Raw genomic sequence first — 21,173 nt, forward strand, 5'->3', positions numbered from 1 at the left:
GGCGGAAAAGAGGCTGACGTATTCTTTTCTTACTTGCCTTCTTCGATGACAGCCTGTGCTGCTGCCAATCGTGCGATGGGCACACGGAAAGGAGAGCAGGACACATAGTTCAATCCCACTCTGTGGCAGAACTTCACAGACGAAGGCTCACCACCGTGCTCACCGCAGATACCACACTTCAGATCGGGACGAGCCTTGCGACCGTTCTCCGTAGCCATTCTTACGAGCTGGCCTACACCTTTCTGGTCGAGTACCTGGAACGGATCCACCTTCAGGATCTTCTTATCGAGATAGATGGGGAGGAACGAAGCGATGTCGTCACGAGAGTAACCGAAGGTCATCTGCGTAAGGTCGTTGGTTCCGAATGAGAAGAACTCGGCCGAAGAAGCGATTCTGTCCGCCGTAAGGGCAGCACGCGGTACTTCGATCATCGTACCTACCTGGAATTCCACACTGTCGCCCTTCTCTTCGAACAGCTTGGCAGCCGTGGCACGGATTACCTCTTCCTGATGCTTGAACTCATGGAGGATACCCGTCAGAGGTACCATGATCTCAGGCAGACAGACTACACCTTCCTTCTTCAGCTCCAAGCAAGCACCGAGGATGGCACGCGTCTGCATCTCCGTAATCTCCGGATAGGTATTGCCCAGACGGCAACCGCGGTGGCCGAGCATGGGATTGTGCTCCATCAGGTCTTCCACACGCTTCTGGATCATCTTCACATCCACACCCATCATCTGAGCCATCTCCTCCTGACCCTTCAGATCATGAGGTACGAACTCGTGCAGGGGAGGATCGAGGAGACGTACATTCACGGGGAAACCATCCATAGCACGGAAGATACCCTTGAAGTCTTCCTGCTGATAAGGCAGGATCTTGGCCAAAGCACGTACGCGACCTTCTGCCGTCTCACTCAGGATCATCTCGCGCATGGCTTTGATCTTCTCGCCTTCGAAGAACATATGCTCCGTACGGCAAAGACCGATACCTACCGCACCGAAGCTGCGAGCCATCTCGGCATCGTGAGGAGTATCGGCATTCGTACGAACTTTCAGCTTGGCATACTTATCGGCCAAAGCCATCAGATCGGTGAAGTCCTGATCCATTTCGGCGGCTTTCGTCTCCACCTGTCCTTCGTATATCTCACCGGTAGAACCGTTGATAGAGATGTAGTCGCCTTCGTTGAAGAGGGTTCCGTCGATCTCTACGGTACGAGCCTTATAGTCGATGTTCAATGCTCCTGCTCCCGATACACAGCACTTGCCCATACCTCTGGCCACTACGGCAGCATGCGAAGTCATACCTCCTCGAGCCGTCAGGATACCTTCGGCGGCGGACATACCGGCCAAGTCTTCGGGCGAAGTCTCGATACGCACCATCACCACGCGCTTGCCATCCTCTTTCCACTGAGCGGCATCATCGGCGAAGAATACGATCTGACCCGTAGCGGCACCCGGCGAAGCAGGCAAGCCCTTGGTCAGCACGCGTGCTCTAAGGAGAGCAGACTTGTCGAAAATGGGGTGGAGCAATTCGTCCAGCTTGTTAGGCTCAATGCGCATAAGGGCTTCTTCCTCGCTGATCACACCCTGACGCAAGAGATCCATGGCGATCTTTACCATGGCAGAGCCCGTACGCTTACCGTTACGGGTCTGGAGGAACCAGAGCTTACCTTCCTGTACGGTGAACTCCATATCCTGCATATCGCGGTAGTGATCTTCCAGCTTCTGCTGCAGGGTATCCAGCTCCTTGTAGATTTCGGGCATGGCCTCTTCCATGGAAGGATACTGAGCCACGCGCACATCTTCTGCGATACCGGCTCTTTCGGCCCAGCGTTGCGATCCGATCTTCGTGATCTGCTGAGGCGTACGAATACCGGCCACAACGTCCTCGCCCTGAGCGTTGATGAGGTATTCCCCGTTGAAGAGATCCTCACCGCTACCGGCATCACGAGAGAAGCACACTCCGGTAGCCGAAGTTTCGCCCATGTTGCCGAATACCATGGCCTGTACGTTCACGGCCGTACCCCATTCTGCCGGGATACCTTCCATGCGACGGTAGAGGATGGCACGCTCATTCATCCAAGAGTCGAACACGGCCATGATAGCACCCCAAAGCTGCTCTTCGGCGGAGAGAGGGAAGTCCTTGCCCGTCTGTGCCTTTACGGCTGCCTTGAAACGGGATACGAGGTCTTTGAGGTTTTCTACGGAGAGTTCGTTGTCCAAGTGTACACCATTCTCTTCCTTGACCTTCTCGATTATTTCTTCGAACGGATCTATGTCTTCCTTATTCGTGGGCTTCATACCGAGTACCACATCGCCGTACATCTGCACGAAGCGACGATAAGAGTCCCAGGCAAATCGTTCGTTGCCGGTCTTGCGTACGATACCGGCCACCACTTCGTCGTTCAGACCGAGGTTGAGGATCGTATCCATCATACCGGGCATGGAAGCACGAGCACCCGAACGTACGGATACGAGAAGAGGGTTCTCGGTGTCGCCGAATTTCGACTTCATCAGTCCCTCGATATTTCTGATCGCATCGTTTACTTCGCCACGCAGCAGTTCCACTACTTTGTCTCGGCCCAATGTATAGTATTCCTGACAAACCTCTGTCGTGATCGTAAAACCGGGAGGCACCGGCACACCGATAAGATTCATTTCGGCCAAATTGGCACCCTTACCTCCGAGCAGGTTCTTCATCCCTGCTTCTCCCTCGGCCTTCCCATTGCCGAAGGTGTAGACTCTTTTCTTTTCCATTTAGATTAGTCCGTTCGTTATTATTATGATTTGGATAGTTCTTACCTATGACAAAAAGCGATAACCGACTCCTTCTCCGAGCTTCCGGAGGAGGCTGTTTTTTGTTGCAAATTGCAAATTAACGAAAAAAGAGCAAGATACGCTACTTTTCACCACCCCTCAAGCCCATGAACCCCAAAGGGGTATGGGATAGGATAGTAGGCGAAGCATACTATACCAAAGGAGAAAAAGACTTCCTCCCTCCTCGTTATGCCCTCTGTCCGAAGCGAATTGCCTCAATCATGAGCAACCCAAATATGGAACAAGGATATCCGCATTTTGTTCCAACGAAGTAAATAGCGAATGGCAATGCAGCCAAAAGCCTGCTACGCTTCCTCTGTCAATGCCTTGGCAAAGGCTTCCACCCGCTCTATATGCGGATGCTTGTTTTTCCGAGCCAGCTCAATATCCGGGGCCAAGTTCCAGCCGATGGATTTCGCTCCGGCATTCAACAAAGCTGTCAGCTCTTTTTCCGCCTCGGCTCCCCATTCCTCGTAATAGTGCGCATATCTGTAGAACCATAACTCGGCCAGCAAGGGTTTCATCCTTTCGTTATTATCGGCACTCTCGAATGCTTGACGGATCAAACTATCAGCACGTTTGAGATCCTCACGATACGTAATAAGAAGATGAGCATAGTTGGCAAGCTTATTAGCGTTATTAGTATCTATCTCTAATGCTCGCTTGTAATACACCTCGGCTTGGTCGTAATCGCAACGAATATTCTCTAAGAATAAGGCATAATTACCAAGAGCAGTGGCATCCTTCGGATCGGCCTCTAATGCTCGCTTGTAATACCCCTCGGCTTGGTCGTAAGCGTGACGGATATTCTGTAAGAATACGGCATAATTACCAAGAGTATTCGCATGATTCGGATCTGCCTCTAATGCTCGCTTGTAATACACCTCGGCTTGGTCGTAATCGTGACGAATATCCTTTAAGAATAAGGCATAATTACCAAGAGTATTCGCATGATTCGGATCTGCCTCTAATGCTTGCTTGTAATACGCCTCGGCTTGGTCGTAAGCGTGACGAATATCCTTTAAGAATACGGCATAATTCCCAAGAGTATTCGCATGATTCGGATCTACCTCTAATGCTTGCTTGTAATACGACTCGGCTTGGTCGTAATCGTGACGAATATCCTTTAAGAATAAGGCATAATTCCCAAGAGCAGTGGCATCCTTCGGATCTGCCTCTAATGCTTGCTTGTAATACGTCTCGGCTTGGTCGTAAGCGTGACGAATATCCTGTAAGAATAAGGCATAATCCCCAAGAGTATTCGCATGATTCGGATCTACCTCTAATGCTTGCTTGTAATACACCTCGGATTGCTTGTAATCACGACGGATAGCATGTAAGAATGAGGCATAATTGCCAAGCTTATTGGCACTCTTCGGATCTGCCTCTAATGCCTTCTTGTAATACCTCTCGGCTTGGTCGTAAGCGTGGCGAATATTATTTAAAAATACGGCATAATTGCCAAGAGTAATTGCGTTCTTCGGATCTGCCTCTAATGCTTGCTTGTAATACATCTCGGCTTGGTCGTAATCGTGACGAATAGTATGTAAGAAATTGGCATAATCTCCTAATAGATTCGCATCTTGAGGATACTTGGCAATACCTTCTTGGTAGATCTTGTCTTTCTTGTCTATATCTGTCTCTTGATTTGCGTCAAACAAATAGCTCAAAGCACCGGACAAAACATTGTGATATGATGCTGAGGTTTCCTGTGACAAACTCCTTTTTATCTCTGAGATTTCTTTTCTTTGTGCATTAATATTCTCAAGACGTCGATAAGTCGCCTCTAATAGCTCATGCATTGGATTAGGTCTTTTTATTTCCTCTATTCCATCAAGAAATTTATATCCTAATGCAGCATAACAATCGTACATAAATATATCAAATCCATTTATTGTTATCAGAAAATCATTAGGATTCAGTATGTTTCGAGCTTTTGAAGAGAGTTTACCCCAAAGATGCTCTCGCCAAGAAAGATCGTTTTCTGAATCTTGATTAGATGGCTCTTCTCCAGGATTGTATACACACCAATAAATCTGCTTCCGATTATTGAGCGATGTGAAATAGTCCATTAAGCTTTCGTCATTTCCCCCATAGCCAAGCACAATCAGAAAATAATCCGAAAGGAATCTATCTAATATGTCTTCCCAGGCTTTTTGTATGGTTCCGGTATGCTCCCGATCAGAAAAGGGATGGAAGAACAAATCCCGATGGACCTTCAGAATAATAGGCCTATCGCTACGTTTGGGCACATAACCGGCCAAAGCCTCATGCCCGGCGATGAAAGGTTTTTCCTTCGTATAAGTACGAATGGCATCCTCCAAAAGATTGTCGAAATTGGTCGTGATCACCACATTGTGCTTTTCCCTCACCATGATATTAGCCAAAATAAGGTAGCCAAGGGATGGCTCTTTACCCTCCATATAATGTCTAATACAATCGTAACCGGATTCAGGGATATGGCCAAAACGTTTTTCATAGATCTGCGGATAGAACTCTCCCACATTGTCCTCTGAAATTCCAACCTTATTCTTCCATTTCGCAAAATCGTCTTTACCGCAATCCTCTTCTATTTCCTGGATCCATTTCCTTGCCAAATCTGCTCCGGTGGGAATGTCGGAAGACATGGATGCTCCTGCTCCTATCAAGAAACAGAATTTCGGCCCTTTGGATTCTCCGGAAGCATCTTTCAGCATCCTGACAAGTTGTCTTGAGGTGATAGTTTTTGGTAGCTCCTTATTCATAATAAGTGCAAAGTCTTAAAATCTACTATTGATAAATTGGTTTTCATAAGTGCAAATATGCAAAGAAAGCCTTAGTCGCACAAGGGATCTTTTATGATTTTCGATCTCATAATAGGCAAAACAGCCTTCCGGCAAGCATTAAAACTTGTGCCAAAAAAGTTTTCAACAGCGAAGAGGCGTTTGGAATGGTTCTAAATAAGCGGCTGAATGGAAAAGCAGAAGTGGCTGAAAAGAGATCGGGAAACGATTTATATATAGACCATTTTCGATTTATATATTTATCGTTTTCAATTTATATATAAATCATTTTCGTTTTATATATAAATCGTTTTCATTATATATATAGATTGTAAAGCGTTCTATATATAAAACGAGAAGCAGAAAAGGCTTCTTCGACAGATGAAATAAAAAGAGGCACCCACCCAAGTTCGCGACCGAACTCAGGCGGATGCCTTAGTATCTGACAAAAACGTCGGGATCTTATTCGCGCTTGTACATCACAAATCCGACACAAGCGTCCTTGCTCGACCGATTACTTCATGTAGTCTTCCCAGCGTACATTGCGCATATCGCCACTCTTGGCCAATTCCTGATGGAAGGCAAAGCAGCAGTCGAGATTCTGCGGTGTTTGTCCTTTGACTCCAAGCTCCAGATACTGGCGGAGGAGGGGACGATAGTCGGGATGCACACATTTGTCGATGATCTCATGAGCACGCTCGCGTGGGTTCTTGCCTCGCAAGTCTGCAACGCCCCATTCGGAAATGATGATCTTCACGGAGTGCTCGCTATGATCGTGATGCGCTACCATCGGGACAAAAGAACTGATCTTGCCGTCCTTCATGATGGATGGTGTGGTGAAGATGGAGACATAGCCGTTGCGAGTGAAGTCGCCCGAACCTCCGATACCGTTCATCATACGGGTACCGCTAACGTGCGTAGAGTTGATGTTGCCGAAAATATCCGCTTCGAGAGCCGTATTGATGGTAATGACACCTAATCGGCGGACGATCTCGGGATTGTTGGAGTATTCCTGCGGACGAAGGAGGATCTTGTCCTTGAAGAAATCCAGATTGGCATAGATATCCTGTATCACGGAGCGACTCACAGAGAGCGAACATCCGCTGGCGAACTTGACACGTCCTTTCTTCATCAGAGCGATAACGGCATCCTGAATCACCTCTGTGTACACGTTGAAAGCCGGTATTTCGGGATTGTCGCCCAATGCTCCCAAGACGGCATTAGCCACATTGCCCACACCGCTTTGCAAGGGAAGGAAGTCCTTGGGCATTCGTCCGGCTTTCATTTCGCTCACGAGGAAGGCAGCCACATTGTCTCCGATAGCCTGCGTTACAGGGTCAAGGGGTGCGAAATCGCTCTCATCGTTGGGTTCGCTCGTGCGCACCACTCCGACTATCTTGGCCGGATCCACCTGCACATAAGGCTTGCCGATACGATCCGAAGGACTATAGATAGGCAGCTCACGACGGGCAGGCGGATCGAGAGGTTCGCACAAGTCGTGCATGCCCATGATTTCTTTCGGGTGCTTGTCGTTAAGCTCCACGATGATTCGGTCTGCCAGACGGCAGATGGTGGGAAGGATACCGACACCCGTAGTAGGCAGGATCTTGCCGTCTTCGGTAACGTCCGCTGCCTCTACGATGGCTACATCCACCTTGCCATAGAAGCCATAGCGCAGATCCTGAGCCAAGGTGGAGAGATGAAGATCGAAATAGGAAGTGCTACCATTGTTGATAAGATTGCGCAGATCCTTATTGGACTGATATGGAGTGCGAAACTTCACAGCATCGGCCTGTGCCAAAGCACCGTCCAACCGGGCACCGGTACTGGCACCGGTAAACATACCGATCTTGAAGGGATTGCCTTTTTCATGCTCTGCAATAGCCCGTTTGGCTATTGCTGCAGGTACTACCTTGGGGTTGCCTGCAGGGGTAAAACCGCTAAAGCCGACATTGTCGTTGTGATGCACAAACTCCGCTGCTTCTTCCGCAGTGATAAATCTTAGAGCCATAGTACGTATTATTATTGCTTAATTGGTTGTTGTTGAAATCGATTAACTTTGCTGCCTGCGAAAATACTGAAACTCTTTCATATAGAGGGAAGAATATCGACAAATTCCGACAAGGGGCGATAGACAAGAGTATCAAAACAAAAAAGGAGCGAGTCTCACGACTCACTCCTTCCCAAATTAACCAAAACCTTAACTATGAAAAATCTTACTTTTCCATCACAAACATAATGAACACGAAGTAGTTTTACAAACTTTTGTCGGTAATAATCGAGATAATACGACAATTTGATATAACATACAAGCATGATCGAACAAATCGGAGCGGACTCTAAATCCGCCGAGAACAAACAAGAGCGCAAGCTCTACATCGAGACCTATGGCTGCCAGATGAACGTAGCCGACAGTGAGGTGGTAGCATCCATAATGCAGATGGACGGCTACAGCCTCACGGACAATGTGGATGAGGCAGATACGATCCTGGTGAATACCTGTTCGGTACGGGACAATGCCGAGCAGAAAGTGCTGAACAGACTGGCATATTACCACTCGCTACGGAAGAAAAGACGGGCCTCTTCCCGTCTCGTTATCGGGGTATTGGGCTGCATGGCCGAGCGTGTCAAGGAGGAGTTGATCCGTGAGCATCATGTGGATGTGGTGGCGGGACCCGACTCGTACCTCGACCTGCCGAACCTCGTCGGAGCAGCAGAACAAGGCGAAAAGGCCATCAACGTGGAGCTATCCACGCAGGAAACGTACAAAGATGTGATGCCGCTCAAAATGGGTGGTGTGCATATCAACGGATTCGTCTCCATCATGCGTGGGTGCAACAACTTCTGCAGCTACTGCATCGTACCCTACACACGAGGCCGAGAGAGAAGCCGCGAAATAGAGAGCATCCTCAACGAAGTACGGGATCTGAAAGCCAAGAATTTCCGCGAGGTAACACTGCTGGGGCAAAATGTAAACTCCTACCGATACGAACAGAACGGGCGGATCATTCGCTTCCCTGATCTGCTCGCAGCAGTGGCCGAAGCTGTGCCCGACATGCGCATACGCTTCACCTCTCCTCACCCCAAGGATATGGATGACGAGGCCATCGCGGTCATGGCACGATACCGCAATATCTGCAATCATATACACCTGCCGGCACAGAGCGGAAGCGACAAGATGCTCCGCGTCATGAAGCGCGGCTATACGCGCCAATGGTATCTCGACAGGGTAGCAGCCATCCGCCGGGCCATACCGGACTGCGCCATCAGCAGCGACCTCTTCTGTGGCTTCCATTCGGAGACGGAGGAAGACTTCGAAGCCACTCTAAGCCTGATGGAAGAGGTGGGTTACGACTCTGCCTTTATGTTCAAGTATTCCGAACGGCCGGGTACTTATGCTGCTCGCCACCTCGCAGACGATGTGTCCGAAGAGGTAAAGCTATCCCGTCTGGATCGGATGATAGCCCTCCAGAATCGTCTGAGCGAGGAGAGCAACAAGAGGGATATAGGCAAGACCTTCGAAGTGCTGATAGAGGGCTTCAGCAAACGATCGCGCGAACAGCTATTCGGCCGCACTCAGCAAAACAAGGTGGTGATTTTCGATAAAAACGGTCACCGCGTGGGACAATACATCTATGTACGAATCAAGGATGCTTCTTCGGTCACTCTCTTCGGCGAAGTGGTAGAGGCCCCAACCTCCGAAGAGAGCTGAGCAGCCGTATCAATGGGGCTGATGTTTGTAGGAGGTCAAAGCCCTGCCCTATACCGATTCATTCCGAAGAAGCCCATTTTTCGCACAGGACTCTCGATCTACTACAGCCAAGGAATCCTCCCGAGCTCCTTGGCTGTAATTTCCAATAGTCAGTACAACACACTACAGACATTTCTTCGCTGTCCGACAGAAATGCCGTTCGACAAATGAATTACCTTTGTTGGGTAGTTATAAGAGAAAAAGGCAATGAATCCGCCCAAACGACTGCTTGTCATTCACCGCGCCCTTGCTCCTTACCGTATCGAACTGCTCAATACTCTGTCGGCAATTTTCGATGCACATATCTACTTCGAATTTGCGTCACCTATTGAACAACGATTCGATGCCGGTGAACTGGCTAAGCGTGTTCACTTTCAAAGCAGTGTACTTCCTCCCGCTCCGGAAATTCCAGGATTGAAAAACTTTCGTCCCTATGCCGCGTCATTGGTTCGCAGCCTTCGTCCCGATGTCGTGCTCTGTAGCGAATTCAATCTCCTGACACTGACCCTCGCTGCTGCCTGTCGCCTGTTCAGTCCGAAAACCAAGCTGTATGTCTTGTGCGATGACAATGAACAAATGGCAGAAGCAGAGCTGCGTTATGGTCGAGGTCTCAAGCATCGGATGCTCTCCTACGTGGACGGCGTTATTCTATGCGACAGCCGTGCCTGCGATCTCTATGCCTCTCGCTTCGCCACACTGGATAGGGAGCGATTCGTCTTCTTCCCGATCCTACAGGACGAGAAAGTACTGCGACCCCTCTATGAACAGGCCTTCGGTATAGGCAGAGATCTGAGGCATGATCTCGTCCCTGACAGTACTCGAATGATGCTGTATGTGGGACGCTTGTCAGAGGAGAAAAACCTGCCGGCACTGATCGATAGTCTTTCCACCCTACCCAACGACGTTCATCTCGTTATCGTCGGTGATGGTCCGATGCAGTCAATCCTGATGAATCAAGCGCAAGCTACAGGCTATCCGGAACGAATCGTATTTGCGGGGAAAAAGGAGGGAGCAGAGCTTTATGCCTACTATACGCAAGCCGATTGTCTCGTATTACCGAGTACGCGCGAATGTTTCGGTTCGGTCGTAAACGAAGCTCTCATAGCAGGCGTTCCTGTGGTTTGCAGCGATATTGCCGGGGCATCTTGCCTGATTACAGAAAGCAACGGACGTACTTTCTCCCCCATGCAACCGAATGCTCTCTCTCAAGCGTGCAATGATCTGCTTGCAAGCATCACACCTTTCTGTGGCGACAGCCTTCGGCCTTCTCTCATGCCGTTTACTTTCGAACAAGCTATAGCCCCGGTGCTATCCCTGCTTAGCCGATGAAAATCCTCTTGCTGAATACATCCGATGCACGAGGCGGAGCAGCTGTAGCTGCCATGCGCTTGATGGAAACTTTACAGGAGTCAGGAGCCGAAGTCAGGATGTTGGTATTGAACCGCGATACGATAAACCCCGATATAATGGCTTTACATGGCGGACGATGTGGAAAAACAGCCGACAGATACCGTTTTTTAGCCGAACGATTTCATATTTACATGCATAACGGTCGGGATAGAAGCCGCCTCTTTCATGTCAGTACGGCTCTCACCGGCTATGATGTCAGTCGCCACCCGTGGGTACGCTGGGCGGATGTCATCCATCTGCACTGGATCAATCAGGGATTCCTCTCACTGAGAGGGCTGGAGCGTTTTGCTCGCTGTGGCAAACCCGTGGTATGGACGATGCACGATATGTGGCCTGTGACAGCAGTTTGTCACCATGCCCGAGAGTGCCTGCGATACCAAACCGAATGCGGTGCTTGTCCTCAGATTTCCTCCCAAAAGGAGAAGGATTTGGCTCGTCTTGTATGGAATAGAAAATCCCGAGTAATATCCCTACTCCGGCCTACGCTTATCGGTTGTAGCCATTGGTTGGCCGATTTGGCACGGCAAAGCGCACTGACGGATGGACTGCGAATCGAATCGATACCGAATCCCATCGACACGAATCTCTTTGCCCCGGGTTCACGTTCGGAAGCTCGCCGAATAATGGATTTGCCGACAGACAGAATATTGCTTCTCTTCGGAGCTGTACAGGCGGATGATCCTCGCAAGGGGATACATGAGCTGTCGCAAGCGATGAAAAGACTTCGAGAGAAACAGCCGGACTTAAGCAAACGAATCACTCTTGTCGTATTCGGTTCTCTCCGCGATGAGGTGAGAAGTCTTTTTCCCGATTATGACCTTATTCCGGTCGGTTATATTCGTGAGCCAAGCCAAATGGCCGAATTGTACCGTGCCACCGATCTCTTTGTAACGCCCTCTTTGGAGGAGAATCTCCCTAATACTATTATGGAAGCTCTCTCCGTCGGTACTCCCTGTGTGGCTTTTCGTGTAGGAGGTATACCGGAGATGATCGTATCGGGCAGTACCGGATATTTGGCCGCTTTTCGTGATCCATCCGATTTGGCAGAAGGGATAGCCAAGACCATTACCCTACAAGAAACCTCCCCCGAAGCTGTTGCTTCAGCTTGTCGCTCCTTTGTCCTCAGGCACTACTCGCGTGAAGTAGTATCCTCTCGTATGCTACAGCTCTATCGCGAACTGCTCTGACTCGTACGAAAGGGAAAAAGGACAACATCCAAAACGCAGAGTCTTTTCGGCAATTTTTCAGCAGAAAAAGATGCAGCCATCTTTTTGGCACCAAAACAATACCTTTGTATCATAATCATTATAAGAACGAACTCGTATGACCGGCATAAGAGAAGGAGAAAAGGAACTGTCGCTCCTTGGTTCCAAAACAGAATACCGCAACGACTATGCCCCCGAAGTCTTGGAGGCATTCACCAACAAGCATCAGGAGAATGACTATTGGGTAAGGTTCAACTGTCCCGAGTTTACAAGCCTATGCCCTATCACAGGCCAACCAGACTTTGCCACCATCTACATCAACTATATTCCGGACGTTAAGATGGTAGAGAGTAAGAGCCTCAAACTCTACCTGTTCAGTTTCCGCAATCATGGTGCTTTTCATGAGGATTGTGTCAATATCATCATGAAGGATCTTATCGCCCTGATGCAACCTCGCTATATCGAGGTGTGGGGCGACTTCACTCCTCGCGGAGGTATCAGCATCGTGCCATTCTGCAACTATGGCGAGCCGGGAAGCCGATATGAGCTTCTGGCGGAAAAGAGAATGGAAACACACCGTTAAGCAGACAAGCCCCAACATGAAGATTCTGGCCATTATCAATCCCATATCGGGCATCGGATCAAAAAGCAATATACCGAGCCTGATAGCCGATGTGTTTGCTCGTGATCCTCACGAACTATTTATCACCTATTCGCAACGCGCAGGCCATGCACGTGAATTGGCAGCGCAAGCTGTGGAGAAGCATTACGACTGCGTCATTGCAGTAGGAGGCGATGGAACGGTGAACGAGATAGCCCAAAGCCTTCGCTATACGGATGTAGTGCTGGGGATCGTCCCGAAAGGATCCGGCAACGGGCTGGCACGTGCCCTCAAGCTGCCGCTCACTGTCGGGAAGGCTCTCGAAGTGATCAAGACCGGACATGTTCGCACTATCGACTGCTGTGAAGCGGACAGTCGCCCTTTCTTCTGCACCTGCGGATTGGGATTCGATGCCGAAGTAAGCAAGAAGTTTGCGCAAGCAGGTAGTCGAGGCCCTATCACTTATGCGCGCACCATGATCGAGAGTTACCTCCAAAACGAGCCGAAAGAATACAAACTGACGATAGACGGCAAATCCTTTGTGGAGAAAGCTTTCCTCGTCACTTGTGCTAATGCGCCCCAATATGGCAATAACGCCTATATCGCTCCTTCGGCCGACTTGGAGGATGGCAAGATGGATGTGGTTATTATCCGTCCGTTCAATCCATTGGAAGCACCACAATTGGCCTTACAACTCTTTACCAAGCGTATCAACAGCAACTCCAATCTGGACACCTACAAGGCGGAAAACCTGATTATCGAGCGAGAGACAGAGGGCGTGATGCACCTCGATGGCGATCCTGTCATGTTCGGCAAGCGTATCGAAATCCGCACTTACGGCCGATCACTCAAAGTATTCGCTCCCGAAACATACACTTGAAAGTTCCCCCTCTTGCTAAAAACCAAATAAAATCCCGTAACCGGAGTACTCGGTTACGGGATTTTTAGCACTTTCCCTTTTCCAATTAAGCATCAGATTTTTATTGACAATATGATGCTGATTAAAAAATGGGACGGGCATCAGTTGATAATACGAATGCCATCGGGCTGGCGGATCACCCGATACTGACGCATTCTTCTGGGCGAATTGGATGAGGCAGCAGGGCCCGCGATGGGAGCACCGCCATTCTCAGCCACATTGAATACGCTGCCACAGACAGGACAGCGAACGGCGAACGAATTGTCCGTAGAGGGCCTAACCCTCACATCCTGTTTCACCTCATAGGGACAGCTGAGATCGTAGGCAAGATCCTCGGCCGAAGGTGTTATCGTCCTCGACACCACCAAGAGCCCTCCATAGCCTATAGCGGTATTCGCCACCTCCACATTCGTGATAGAGAGCATCCCCTCCTTGGCCAATTTGATCGCCTGTGCACTATTGTCGTAGATGGTATAGTTCACAGGCATATTCGGTATACTCTGCACGGCAATCTGCTTCCGGCACGAAGCAAAGATGCTCCCTCCAATAAGTATCAGAGAGAGCATTTTCAGCACGACGTTTCTGCTCATAACAACCGGCTCATGCATAGTCCAACGAAGCTAAAAGCTGCGCCAGCCGATCCACACCTTCGCGCAGGGGCTTGTCCAGCATAGGCTTCACAAACATATTCAGCTCGGCACGCAGGGTAATCTTCAGTCTGGTATCATCGGGTGCAGCCTCTTTGAGCTGAATCCACACGTTGAAAGGCATGGGAGAACGCTCTGCCTCGAATTTGATCAGGTCGTCCTGCCGACGCTCTACTATTCGCAAACAGATCTGCCCCACCGGATTCACCGAAAGCGTGCAGCTATCGCTGTCTATCCCCGTCAGTTTGATCTTGCCTTCGGGCAATTTATCCTCCATTCCCTTGAGATTGGAGAGATCGGACAGCTTGGAATAGACAGCCGTGATCGGTGCCGCTATACTTTTTATTTCGCTTGCGTATTCTGTCATACTTTACAGTGTATATAATTTGGTGTGCGAAGTGTGTAGCCCGAAAAGAGATCAGACACCCCACGTTTCGGGACTCTTGCGCCATTCGCGAAGCAGATGCACATTCTCGGCAGAAATATAGCCCGTCCGCAAGGCTTCTTCTATCACCTGATCATAGTCGGTAAGCGTCACAAGCTTGACTCCTGCCTTCTCGAAATTCTGCTCAGCCATCGGGAATCCATGCGTATAGACTGCGACCATACCCAATACTTCGCAACCGAAATTGCGTATGGCTTCGGCTGCCTTGAGACTGCTACCACCTGTAGAGATCAAGTCCTCGATTACTACCACCTTGCTGTTCGGTTTGAGTTCGCCCTCCACAAGGTTCTCCAATCCGTGATCCTTGGGAGACGAGCGCACATACACAAAAGGCAATCCAAGCAGATCGGCCACCAATGCTCCCTGAGCTATAGCCCCTGTAGCTACACCTGCAATAGCCTCGACATCGCCGAAAGTCTCGGAAATCACGCGAGCCAATTCCAATTTGATAAGGGAGCGAATTTGGGGATAAGACAGCGTTTTTCTGTTGTCACAATAGATAGGAGCTTTCCATCCCGAAGCCCATGTGAAAGGGTTGTTCGGCTGCAGTTTGATGGCTTTCACCTCGATGAGCTTCGAGGCGATGAGTTTTCCAAGTGTTTTCATTGTTTATTTTCTGTATTATCGTCTTAGTACGACGCGGTACAAAATTATAGAAAAAAGCACGAAGCCTATTTCCATTTCCTTATCCTGACCGTAAGTACTACGGATGCAGGTCAATATTATAGTTGATGACGAAAGAGTCCATATCCATCCACGCGGGGAACTTGTCGCGAAAACGCTGCATCGCCCCTTTGTCGAGTGTATGACAAAGTACCTTTTCCTCTCCCTCGGCACAAGTGGCAAGATATTCACCGCGTGGTGAAAGGATAGCCGAATCGCCCGTATAGCGCAGGCCGATGCCGTCCTCCCCCACCCGATTGATGCCGCACACATAGGCATAGTTCTCCATGGCACGAGCCTGGAGCAGCGTTTGCCAGACAGCACGACGCGGTTCAGGCCAGTTGGCCATGCAGACGAGCAAATCGTATTCCAAATCCGTATTGGTACACCAGACGGGGAAACGCAGATCATAGCAAGGAATGATAAATATCTTCCAACCGCGATAGTTGAAGATCCGGCGTTCTTGTGCCGGAGTCATCACCTCATGCTCTCCTCCCACACGGAAGAGGTGCCTCTTGTCCTGATGGAAGACCTCTCCCTCCGGTGTCACGAAATAGGCACGATTATAGAACTTCCCGTCCTCTCGCACGGCCATCGTAGCCGACAGAGCCAAATCATATCGGGCTGCCATTCCCTTTAGACTCATAATGGTTTCGCCCTCTTCGAATGGTTCGGCCAGTGTCTGTACGTTCATCGAAAAGCCCGTAGTCATCATTTCGGGAAAGAAGAGGACATCCGCCCTGCCGGCTGTTTCTTCGGCCAATCGTTCCATTCGGCGAAGATTGGCTTGCTTATCCTCCCAGTCTATCCGGCATTGAGCTACGGCGACTCTCAGTGGCTGAGAGCTTTCGTGTTTGATCATATTGCTGATTCTGCGAAATTTTGAGGGTGTCGTGCCTGCGATGCCCTGTAGCGACTTCTGATGTAGGCGATATCCGCTTCCTCATTGCCGGTGGGTGTGAACAGCTCGAATATGCTCATTTCCTTACGGCTATAATCAATCACGGCGAGCTGAATAGGCACTCCGACACCTACGGCGATACGGTAGAATCCCGTTTTCCACTGAGGGGAATAACTCCTTGTACCCTCCGGGGTGATAGCAACGTTGAAAACAGCATGCCGCTTAAAAAATTCGCGCACCTGTTCGACAGTGGAACCTCGCTGCGAGCGGTCGATCGGGATCCCACCCATGGCCTTGAAGATCGGCCCCAAAGGGAAGAAAAACCATTCCTTCTTCATCAGGAAGCCGGCTTTCCGACCGATAGACCAATAGTAGAGCTTGCCCAGCAAAAAGTCGTAATTGCTGGTATGAGGAGCCACGCAAATGACGCTTTGGGGCGGATTCGCAGACGGGACGAGAGCTTTCCAGCCCATCATCCTGAGCAACAATCGTGATAAAAACTTCAAAATACCTCTATTATGTCTATGCTATTTCTGCGTTAATGCACGTAAGAGACAAATCAATTATCGGACGCGCATGCCGAAATACTCTTCACGATCTCGGACAGTTCTTTCTTGAAATCATCCACCAGATGGCGATAATACTTCTTTACGAGTGCAGGATTGTGCTTGCCGTCGTTGCAACGAATCTTGGCGATGGTGGTATCTTGAAGTTGGAGAATACGATTGAGGATAGCTTCCACCTCTGCATTTTTTTCCTCTTTCACAAAGAGTTTGAGCAGGAATGCATCGGTAAAAACTTCGGAAATGGCTCCGGTTATCTGCTTTTTCAGTTTTCTTTCGCTTGCCATGCTGTCAACAGTTTTGAATGTGTATGCAAGAAACAATATCAATACAAACTTACGGAAAAAATCGAAGCCTATCCCCGTCCATCCTACCAAACAGAATACCTTATGTAGCATACGGCAAGGCTCCCTTGCTTCCATATCGAGCCATGACCATCCCGTACCCTTCCTATAGGCAATCAGCAGAACAGACACAAATGATACACACAAGTCATCAAGTCCCTTGGGAATCGCAGGAATTGGCTACATTTGCAAAAGACAAACCGCTTCAATGAAGCTAAAGATCTCTATTCTATTTCAACATTTATCATCCGAACGAAAACGGCTTAATAATAAACACTTATACTCTTCCCATTTATGCACCTTACATCTCATCCCCTGTTATCTCTCGTCTTATTCAGCGAATACACCCATATAGTATCTACCCAAAGAGCATTTTCGCCTATGATGAATAGTCCGAAATAAGGTTTCCATACTCACGCCAAAAGACAAGGCACCCACCGAGTTCGCTATGCAACTCGGTGGGTGCCTCTTTTATTTCAGCTCCTGAAAAGGCCTTTTTCGGCCTGCGATTTATATAGAAATCATTTTCGATCTATATATAAATGAAAAACGATTTATATACAAATTGAAAACGATCTATATATTTATTGAAATCGCTTTATATAAAAATCGTTCTCCAACTTCTTAATAAGCGAATTTCGATCCTCCAAACTCCGTTCCCTCACCTTTTTCACCTTGCACCTCACCCTCTTTCAACAGCTTATTTAGAATCATTCCAAACACTTCTTCGTTGTTGAAAACTTTTTCGGCTCGCATTTTCACCCCGGCAATGTAGTATCCTCAAGCAATCACTATCCTCAAATTACTCTGTAGCAGCTTCTGTAAATCATCAACATCTCCATGATTTCTTCTTCAAAATAAATCCATATTGATTTACAGGGGATTGCAATTGCATGGTACAAATATGATTGCTGAAATCGATTGCAAACGATCGGTTATGGTATATTGTTGACAATGTGGTAGTGTCTCTGATTTCCCTACTCTCTGAGCCTCTTTACCATTACATAATCGTCTTGATTCTCTTTGACGATATAAAATCCACTGCGTAGATACATTTTAGTAGCAAAGTTTGTTTTTTGTACAGATAGAGAACATTGGTGATAACCAGCCAGAAAGAGATGGTCAAGTAATGTCTTCCAAAGTTTTGTACCGATGCCTTGTCCTCTAAAGTTTGGATGTAGCGAGATGGAAAGAGAGGGCGTTTGATCATCAATATGTCCATAGTCCATTATGATACGTGCCCATGCTGCTCCGATTATGATTCCGTCCACTTCAGCTACTACTGCTAGATCTGAAGCTTTACTCCCAAAGTCTTCAATGTACATATACAGCTCTGGTTGATAAATAATGTCATACGGAAGGGGTTCTACTCCCTCAGGTATAAAAATGGCTTCGTACAAAAAGCTCTCCAACATGCAATACTCATGAGGGAAGATTTTTCGAAAAGCTATATTACTTGACATTTACTTATAGTATATATGTTTGAACCTATGATAAGTGCTTGGCCACCAAAATATATAAAATATGGTTCTGGACCGTCTTGCTTTTTGGACAAGGTGCTCCTATAAGCGAGACAAGCTGTAAAAGACCGCTCAATATTATGTACAACACATTCTTCACGTTCTATTTGATTATTATCCACTTACCAGCCTTTATAGGGCCTTCGTGCCTGATAATCCGATTGCTTTACTAATAGACGGCGGTTAATTATTCCAATTGCTTGCGATAAATGGCATCCAGAGTTATGTGTTCTTTGTCTTTCCATTCATCCCATCCATTGGCACTTCGACCAAGACAAAACATGGCTGCAGTACTCGGACTGGAAAATGGTATATCCGATGTCACAATTAATGCAAGGCCTTTTTTCGTGGCATATTCACTTATCAGTTTTTCTCTTTTCTCCTTCCAATGAAAAGAAGGAGTACTTTTTTCGGCTATAATGCTTCCTTTCAACACAGTAAAACCGGACGAACTGTAAAATCCTTTGGCATCGCAGCCCCTACCTTTCGCATAAAAGAGATGCTCCTCTTTGGGCTTCGTGATCTCGAAGATGTTGCACCCAATGAAAGAAGCGAGAAACTTGATGTCCTCGAAAAACTCATCCATCGTATCCCTCTGATATTCCGGCAGGTTCGGTGCTTTGGGCACTTGCTTATTCTCGTTGAGGATAAAAGTGTTTGACTTCTTGGCTTCTGCAATGGCTTTGTGTTCGAGATATTGCACATCGACCTTCGTCATATCGGCATCCTTCGAAACAAAAATAAGAGCCTTCTGCCAAAATGATTTTTTGTTCTCATGGTCTTTTACGCGCTCTCTGAAGTTTTCCGTCTCTCCTATATAGGCCTGAGGTTTGGTAGTTTCGTCTTCGCCTATCAGGATATAGAATGCCGGTTTATGCAGCTTCTCTTGTTCGTTCAGGTAAGAGAGGTCGGAACGTGGCACCACGTACATCTGACAAATCTTATTGCTGATAAATGCGTATTGAGTTCCTTTCGGATCGCCATCGACCAAATATGTCGTTACAGTTTTCCCCATTAACTTCTTATTAAATCTTACTATTTGAGAAACAAATATATGAAATACAGAAGCATACATTGCTAAGAAATTCTCGAATTTACTTCACTGCTATAATCTTCTTACACCGGCGAGAGGGCAATCGTGCTTAGCGCGTTGGCAAAGAAAAGAGGCCGACGTTCGAATAATAGACATCGAACGTCGGCCTCTTTGTTTTTCCTTGAGGAAACGAAATCAGAGCAAATCGCTGGCCAATTCGCTCAGCTCGCTTCGTTCTCCCTTGATCAGATTGACGTGAGCGAAGAGCGGTTGCCCTTTCATCCTTTCGATCATATAGGCCAATCCGTTGCTCTGGGCATCGAGGTATGGTGAGTCGATCTGTTCGATGTCGCCCGTAAAAATCAGTTTGCTACCTTCTCCGGCACGGGTGATAATCGTCTTGATCTCGTGGGGCGTCAGGTTTTGAGCTTCATCGACGATAAATATCGTTTCCGACACGCTACGTCCTCTGATGTATGCCAGAGCTTCGATAATGAGCTTTTCGGTTTTCTGCATTTCGTCCAGCCGGCGAAGTTCGCTGCTGTTCTGAGCAAACTGTCCTTTGATTACATTCAGATTGTCGAAGAGAGGTTGCATATACGGCGCCACCTTGGCTTTCTCATCGCCCGGCAGGAATCCCAAGTCCTTATTGGCCAACGAGACGATGGGCCGTGCCAGCAGGATTTGTTTGTAGGACTGTTCCTGGCTGAGAGCTGCTGCCAGAGCCAGTAATGTTTTGCCCGTACCGGCTTTTCCCGTCAGTCCTATGAGCTTTACATTCGGATCTGTGAGCATATGCATGGCGAAGGTCTGCTCGGCATTGCGCGGTTGGATCCCGAAATAGTGTCCTTTCTCTACCCGTACGATCTTACCGGTGAAGGGATTATAACGAGCCAATACGCTGTTGCGTTCGCTCTTCATCACGAAGCAATCGTTAGGATCGATCTTCGAACCCAATTCCCATTCGTCTATGTCGATGCCGTCTTTGGAGGCATAGATACGATCGATCAGGTCGCCATCGACACCTTCGTACTCGGGCTCTGCATTTTCGAAAAGGTCTACTCGAGTCACTTTGTCATTGATGTAATCCTCTACGAGCATTCCGAGGGAACGCGCTTTCATCCGTAGATTTACATCTTTGGTGACGAGGATAGTCTTGATATTCGGCTGCTCATCGGCCAGAGTCATAGCAATGGACAGGATGCGATGGTCGGCTTTATTTTCGCCGAATGCTTCTTTTACTTTATTATGATACTGGCCATTGATCTTGACAAAGATTCTCCCCAGACCGTCTCCCAGGGAAGCACCTTTTTTGAACAGGTCCTGATCGGATATTTCATCCAGACGGCGCACAAAGGCTCTTGCGTTGAAGTTGATTTGTTCGCTTCCTTTTTTGAACTTATCCAACTCTTCGAGCGATACGATAGGAATATAGATGTCGTTTTCTTCGAATTTCTCTATGCATTCATAGTCGTGCAGCATCACATTAGTGTCCAACACGAAATTCTTTTTTTTCCCTTTAGCAGCCATAACAGTGCATTTTTTTGAATTAAGTCTTTTCTGAAAAATCTTTCGAAAGGTAAGCTTTTTCCC

The 21,173-nt window shown here is 48.1% G+C and carries 17 protein-coding genes; 5 read left to right on the plus strand and 12 right to left on the minus strand.

Annotated features, from left to right (window positions below):
• Window positions 1-29: 29 nt before the first annotated feature.
• The 3 genes from ppdK to F452_RS0107010 form a co-directional block, all read right to left on the minus strand.
• Window positions 30-2,756, minus strand: a complete 2,727-nt coding sequence (ppdK, locus tag F452_RS0106995) for a pyruvate, phosphate dikinase (RefSeq protein ID WP_018965505.1) — start codon at window positions 2,754-2,756, stop codon at window positions 30-32.
• A gap of 365 nt (window positions 2,757-3,121) precedes the next feature.
• Window positions 3,122-5,560, minus strand: coding sequence for a tetratricopeptide repeat protein (locus F452_RS0107005; protein WP_018965507.1), 2,439 nt, complete (start codon window positions 5,558-5,560; stop codon window positions 3,122-3,124).
• A 532-nt stretch (window positions 5,561-6,092) separates the two neighbouring features.
• Complete coding sequence (locus F452_RS0107010) at window positions 6,093-7,589, minus strand: acetyl-CoA hydrolase/transferase family protein (RefSeq protein ID WP_018965508.1); 1,497 nt, start codon at window positions 7,587-7,589, stop codon at window positions 6,093-6,095.
• Window positions 7,590-7,892: 303 nt separating this feature from the next.
• On the opposite strand from F452_RS0107010, the gene miaB reads away from it, so the two are divergent.
• The 5 genes from miaB to F452_RS0107040 all read left to right on the plus strand — a co-directional run bounded on the left by miaB (window position 7,893) and on the right by F452_RS0107040 (window position 13,425).
• Window positions 7,893-9,290: a tRNA (N6-isopentenyl adenosine(37)-C2)-methylthiotransferase MiaB gene (gene miaB, locus F452_RS0107020; protein ID WP_018965510.1), complete on the plus strand. Its 1,398-nt coding sequence runs from the start codon at window positions 7,893-7,895 to the stop codon at window positions 9,288-9,290.
• A 246-nt stretch (window positions 9,291-9,536) separates the two neighbouring features.
• Window positions 9,537-10,658 (plus strand): glycosyltransferase family 4 protein, encoded by a 1,122-nt coding sequence (locus F452_RS0107025; protein ID WP_018965511.1) that lies wholly within the window; start codon window positions 9,537-9,539, stop codon window positions 10,656-10,658.
• On the plus strand, window positions 10,655-11,926 hold the full coding sequence (locus F452_RS0107030; protein WP_018965512.1) for a glycosyltransferase family 4 protein: 1,272 nt from the start codon (window positions 10,655-10,657) through the stop codon (window positions 11,924-11,926). The genes F452_RS0107025 and F452_RS0107030 overlap by 4 nt, the downstream gene beginning before the upstream one ends.
• Before the next feature lie 136 nt (window positions 11,927-12,062).
• A complete protein-coding gene (gene queF, locus F452_RS0107035) occupies window positions 12,063-12,527 on the plus strand; it encodes a preQ(1) synthase (RefSeq protein ID WP_018965513.1) in 465 nt (154 codons plus the stop codon).
• A gap of 16 nt (window positions 12,528-12,543) precedes the next feature.
• Complete coding sequence (locus F452_RS0107040) at window positions 12,544-13,425, plus strand: diacylglycerol/lipid kinase family protein (RefSeq protein ID WP_026292280.1); 882 nt, start codon at window positions 12,544-12,546, stop codon at window positions 13,423-13,425.
• Between the two features lie 140 nt (window positions 13,426-13,565).
• On the opposite strand, the gene F452_RS0107045 is transcribed toward F452_RS0107040, so the two are convergent.
• The 9 genes from F452_RS0107045 to F452_RS0107090 form a co-directional block, all read right to left on the minus strand.
• The gene (locus F452_RS0107045) at window positions 13,566-14,054 is read right to left on the minus strand and encodes a hypothetical protein (RefSeq protein WP_235290102.1); all 489 of its coding nucleotides are present in this window, start codon (window positions 14,052-14,054) and stop codon (window positions 13,566-13,568) included.
• Between the two features lie 10 nt (window positions 14,055-14,064).
• Entirely contained in the window at window positions 14,065-14,478 is a 414-nt protein-coding gene (locus F452_RS0107050; RefSeq protein ID WP_018965516.1) for an SRPBCC family protein, read from the minus strand.
• A 51-nt stretch (window positions 14,479-14,529) separates the two neighbouring features.
• Window positions 14,530-15,162, minus strand: a complete 633-nt coding sequence (pyrE, locus tag F452_RS0107055; protein ID WP_018965517.1) for an orotate phosphoribosyltransferase — start codon at window positions 15,160-15,162, stop codon at window positions 14,530-14,532.
• 97 nt (window positions 15,163-15,259) lie between these two features.
• Window positions 15,260-16,081, minus strand: coding sequence for a nitrilase family protein (locus F452_RS0107060; RefSeq protein ID WP_018965518.1), 822 nt, complete (start codon window positions 16,079-16,081; stop codon window positions 15,260-15,262).
• A complete protein-coding gene (locus F452_RS0107065; protein ID WP_018965519.1) occupies window positions 16,078-16,596 on the minus strand; it encodes a lysophospholipid acyltransferase family protein in 519 nt (172 codons plus the stop codon). Before F452_RS0107065 ends, F452_RS0107060 begins: the two co-directional genes overlap by 4 nt.
• 83 nt (window positions 16,597-16,679) lie before the next feature.
• Window positions 16,680-16,970 carry a hypothetical protein gene (locus F452_RS0107070; RefSeq protein ID WP_046200697.1) on the minus strand — a complete coding sequence of 97 codons (291 nt, stop codon included), beginning with the start codon at window positions 16,968-16,970 and terminating at the stop codon, window positions 16,680-16,682.
• A gap of 1,034 nt (window positions 16,971-18,004) precedes the next feature.
• Complete coding sequence (locus tag F452_RS0107080) at window positions 18,005-18,490, minus strand: GNAT family N-acetyltransferase (RefSeq protein WP_033317164.1); 486 nt, start codon at window positions 18,488-18,490, stop codon at window positions 18,005-18,007.
• A 244-nt stretch (window positions 18,491-18,734) separates the two neighbouring features.
• Window positions 18,735-19,562: a GIY-YIG nuclease family protein gene (locus F452_RS0107085; protein ID WP_018965523.1), complete on the minus strand. Its 828-nt coding sequence runs from the start codon at window positions 19,560-19,562 to the stop codon at window positions 18,735-18,737.
• 213 nt (window positions 19,563-19,775) lie between these two features.
• Window positions 19,776-21,110, minus strand: coding sequence for a PhoH family protein (locus F452_RS0107090; RefSeq protein WP_018965524.1), 1,335 nt, complete (start codon window positions 21,108-21,110; stop codon window positions 19,776-19,778).
• Between the last annotated feature and the right edge of the window lie 63 nt (window positions 21,111-21,173).

Origin of the sequence: Porphyromonas gulae DSM 15663, from assembly GCF_000378065.1 — a bacterium.
In the GTDB taxonomy this organism is placed as follows: Bacteria; Bacteroidota; Bacteroidia; order Bacteroidales; family Porphyromonadaceae; genus Porphyromonas; species Porphyromonas gulae.

Excerpts from the sequence above, each read along its gene's own strand:
- ppdK (WP_018965505.1), bottom strand. The coding sequence starts at position 2,756 with ATGGAAAAGAAAAGAGTCTACACCTTCGGCAATGGGAAGGCCGAGGGA.
- F452_RS0107005 (WP_018965507.1), bottom strand. The coding sequence starts at position 5,560 with ATGAATAAGGAGCTACCAAAAACTATCACCTCAAGACAACTTGTCAGG.
- F452_RS0107010 (WP_018965508.1), bottom strand. The coding sequence starts at position 7,589 with ATGGCTCTAAGATTTATCACTGCGGAAGAAGCAGCGGAGTTTGTGCAT.
- miaB (WP_018965510.1), top strand. The coding sequence starts at position 7,893 with ATGATCGAACAAATCGGAGCGGACTCTAAATCCGCCGAGAACAAACAA.
- F452_RS0107025 (WP_018965511.1), top strand. The coding sequence starts at position 9,537 with ATGAATCCGCCCAAACGACTGCTTGTCATTCACCGCGCCCTTGCTCCT.
- F452_RS0107030 (WP_018965512.1), top strand. The coding sequence starts at position 10,655 with ATGAAAATCCTCTTGCTGAATACATCCGATGCACGAGGCGGAGCAGCT.
- queF (WP_018965513.1), top strand. The coding sequence starts at position 12,063 with ATGACCGGCATAAGAGAAGGAGAAAAGGAACTGTCGCTCCTTGGTTCC.
- F452_RS0107040 (WP_026292280.1), top strand. The coding sequence starts at position 12,544 with ATGAAGATTCTGGCCATTATCAATCCCATATCGGGCATCGGATCAAAA.
- F452_RS0107045 (WP_235290102.1), bottom strand. The coding sequence starts at position 14,054 with ATGAGCAGAAACGTCGTGCTGAAAATGCTCTCTCTGATACTTATTGGA.
- F452_RS0107050 (WP_018965516.1), bottom strand. The coding sequence starts at position 14,478 with ATGACAGAATACGCAAGCGAAATAAAAAGTATAGCGGCACCGATCACG.
- pyrE (WP_018965517.1), bottom strand. The coding sequence starts at position 15,162 with ATGAAAACACTTGGAAAACTCATCGCCTCGAAGCTCATCGAGGTGAAA.
- F452_RS0107060 (WP_018965518.1), bottom strand. The coding sequence starts at position 16,081 with ATGATCAAACACGAAAGCTCTCAGCCACTGAGAGTCGCCGTAGCTCAA.
- F452_RS0107065 (WP_018965519.1), bottom strand. The coding sequence starts at position 16,596 with ATGATGGGCTGGAAAGCTCTCGTCCCGTCTGCGAATCCGCCCCAAAGC.
- F452_RS0107070 (WP_046200697.1), bottom strand. The coding sequence starts at position 16,970 with ATGGCAAGCGAAAGAAAACTGAAAAAGCAGATAACCGGAGCCATTTCC.
- F452_RS0107080 (WP_033317164.1), bottom strand. The coding sequence starts at position 18,490 with ATGTCAAGTAATATAGCTTTTCGAAAAATCTTCCCTCATGAGTATTGC.
- F452_RS0107085 (WP_018965523.1), bottom strand. The coding sequence starts at position 19,562 with ATGGGGAAAACTGTAACGACATATTTGGTCGATGGCGATCCGAAAGGA.
- F452_RS0107090 (WP_018965524.1), bottom strand. The coding sequence starts at position 21,110 with ATGGCTGCTAAAGGGAAAAAAAAGAATTTCGTGTTGGACACTAATGTG.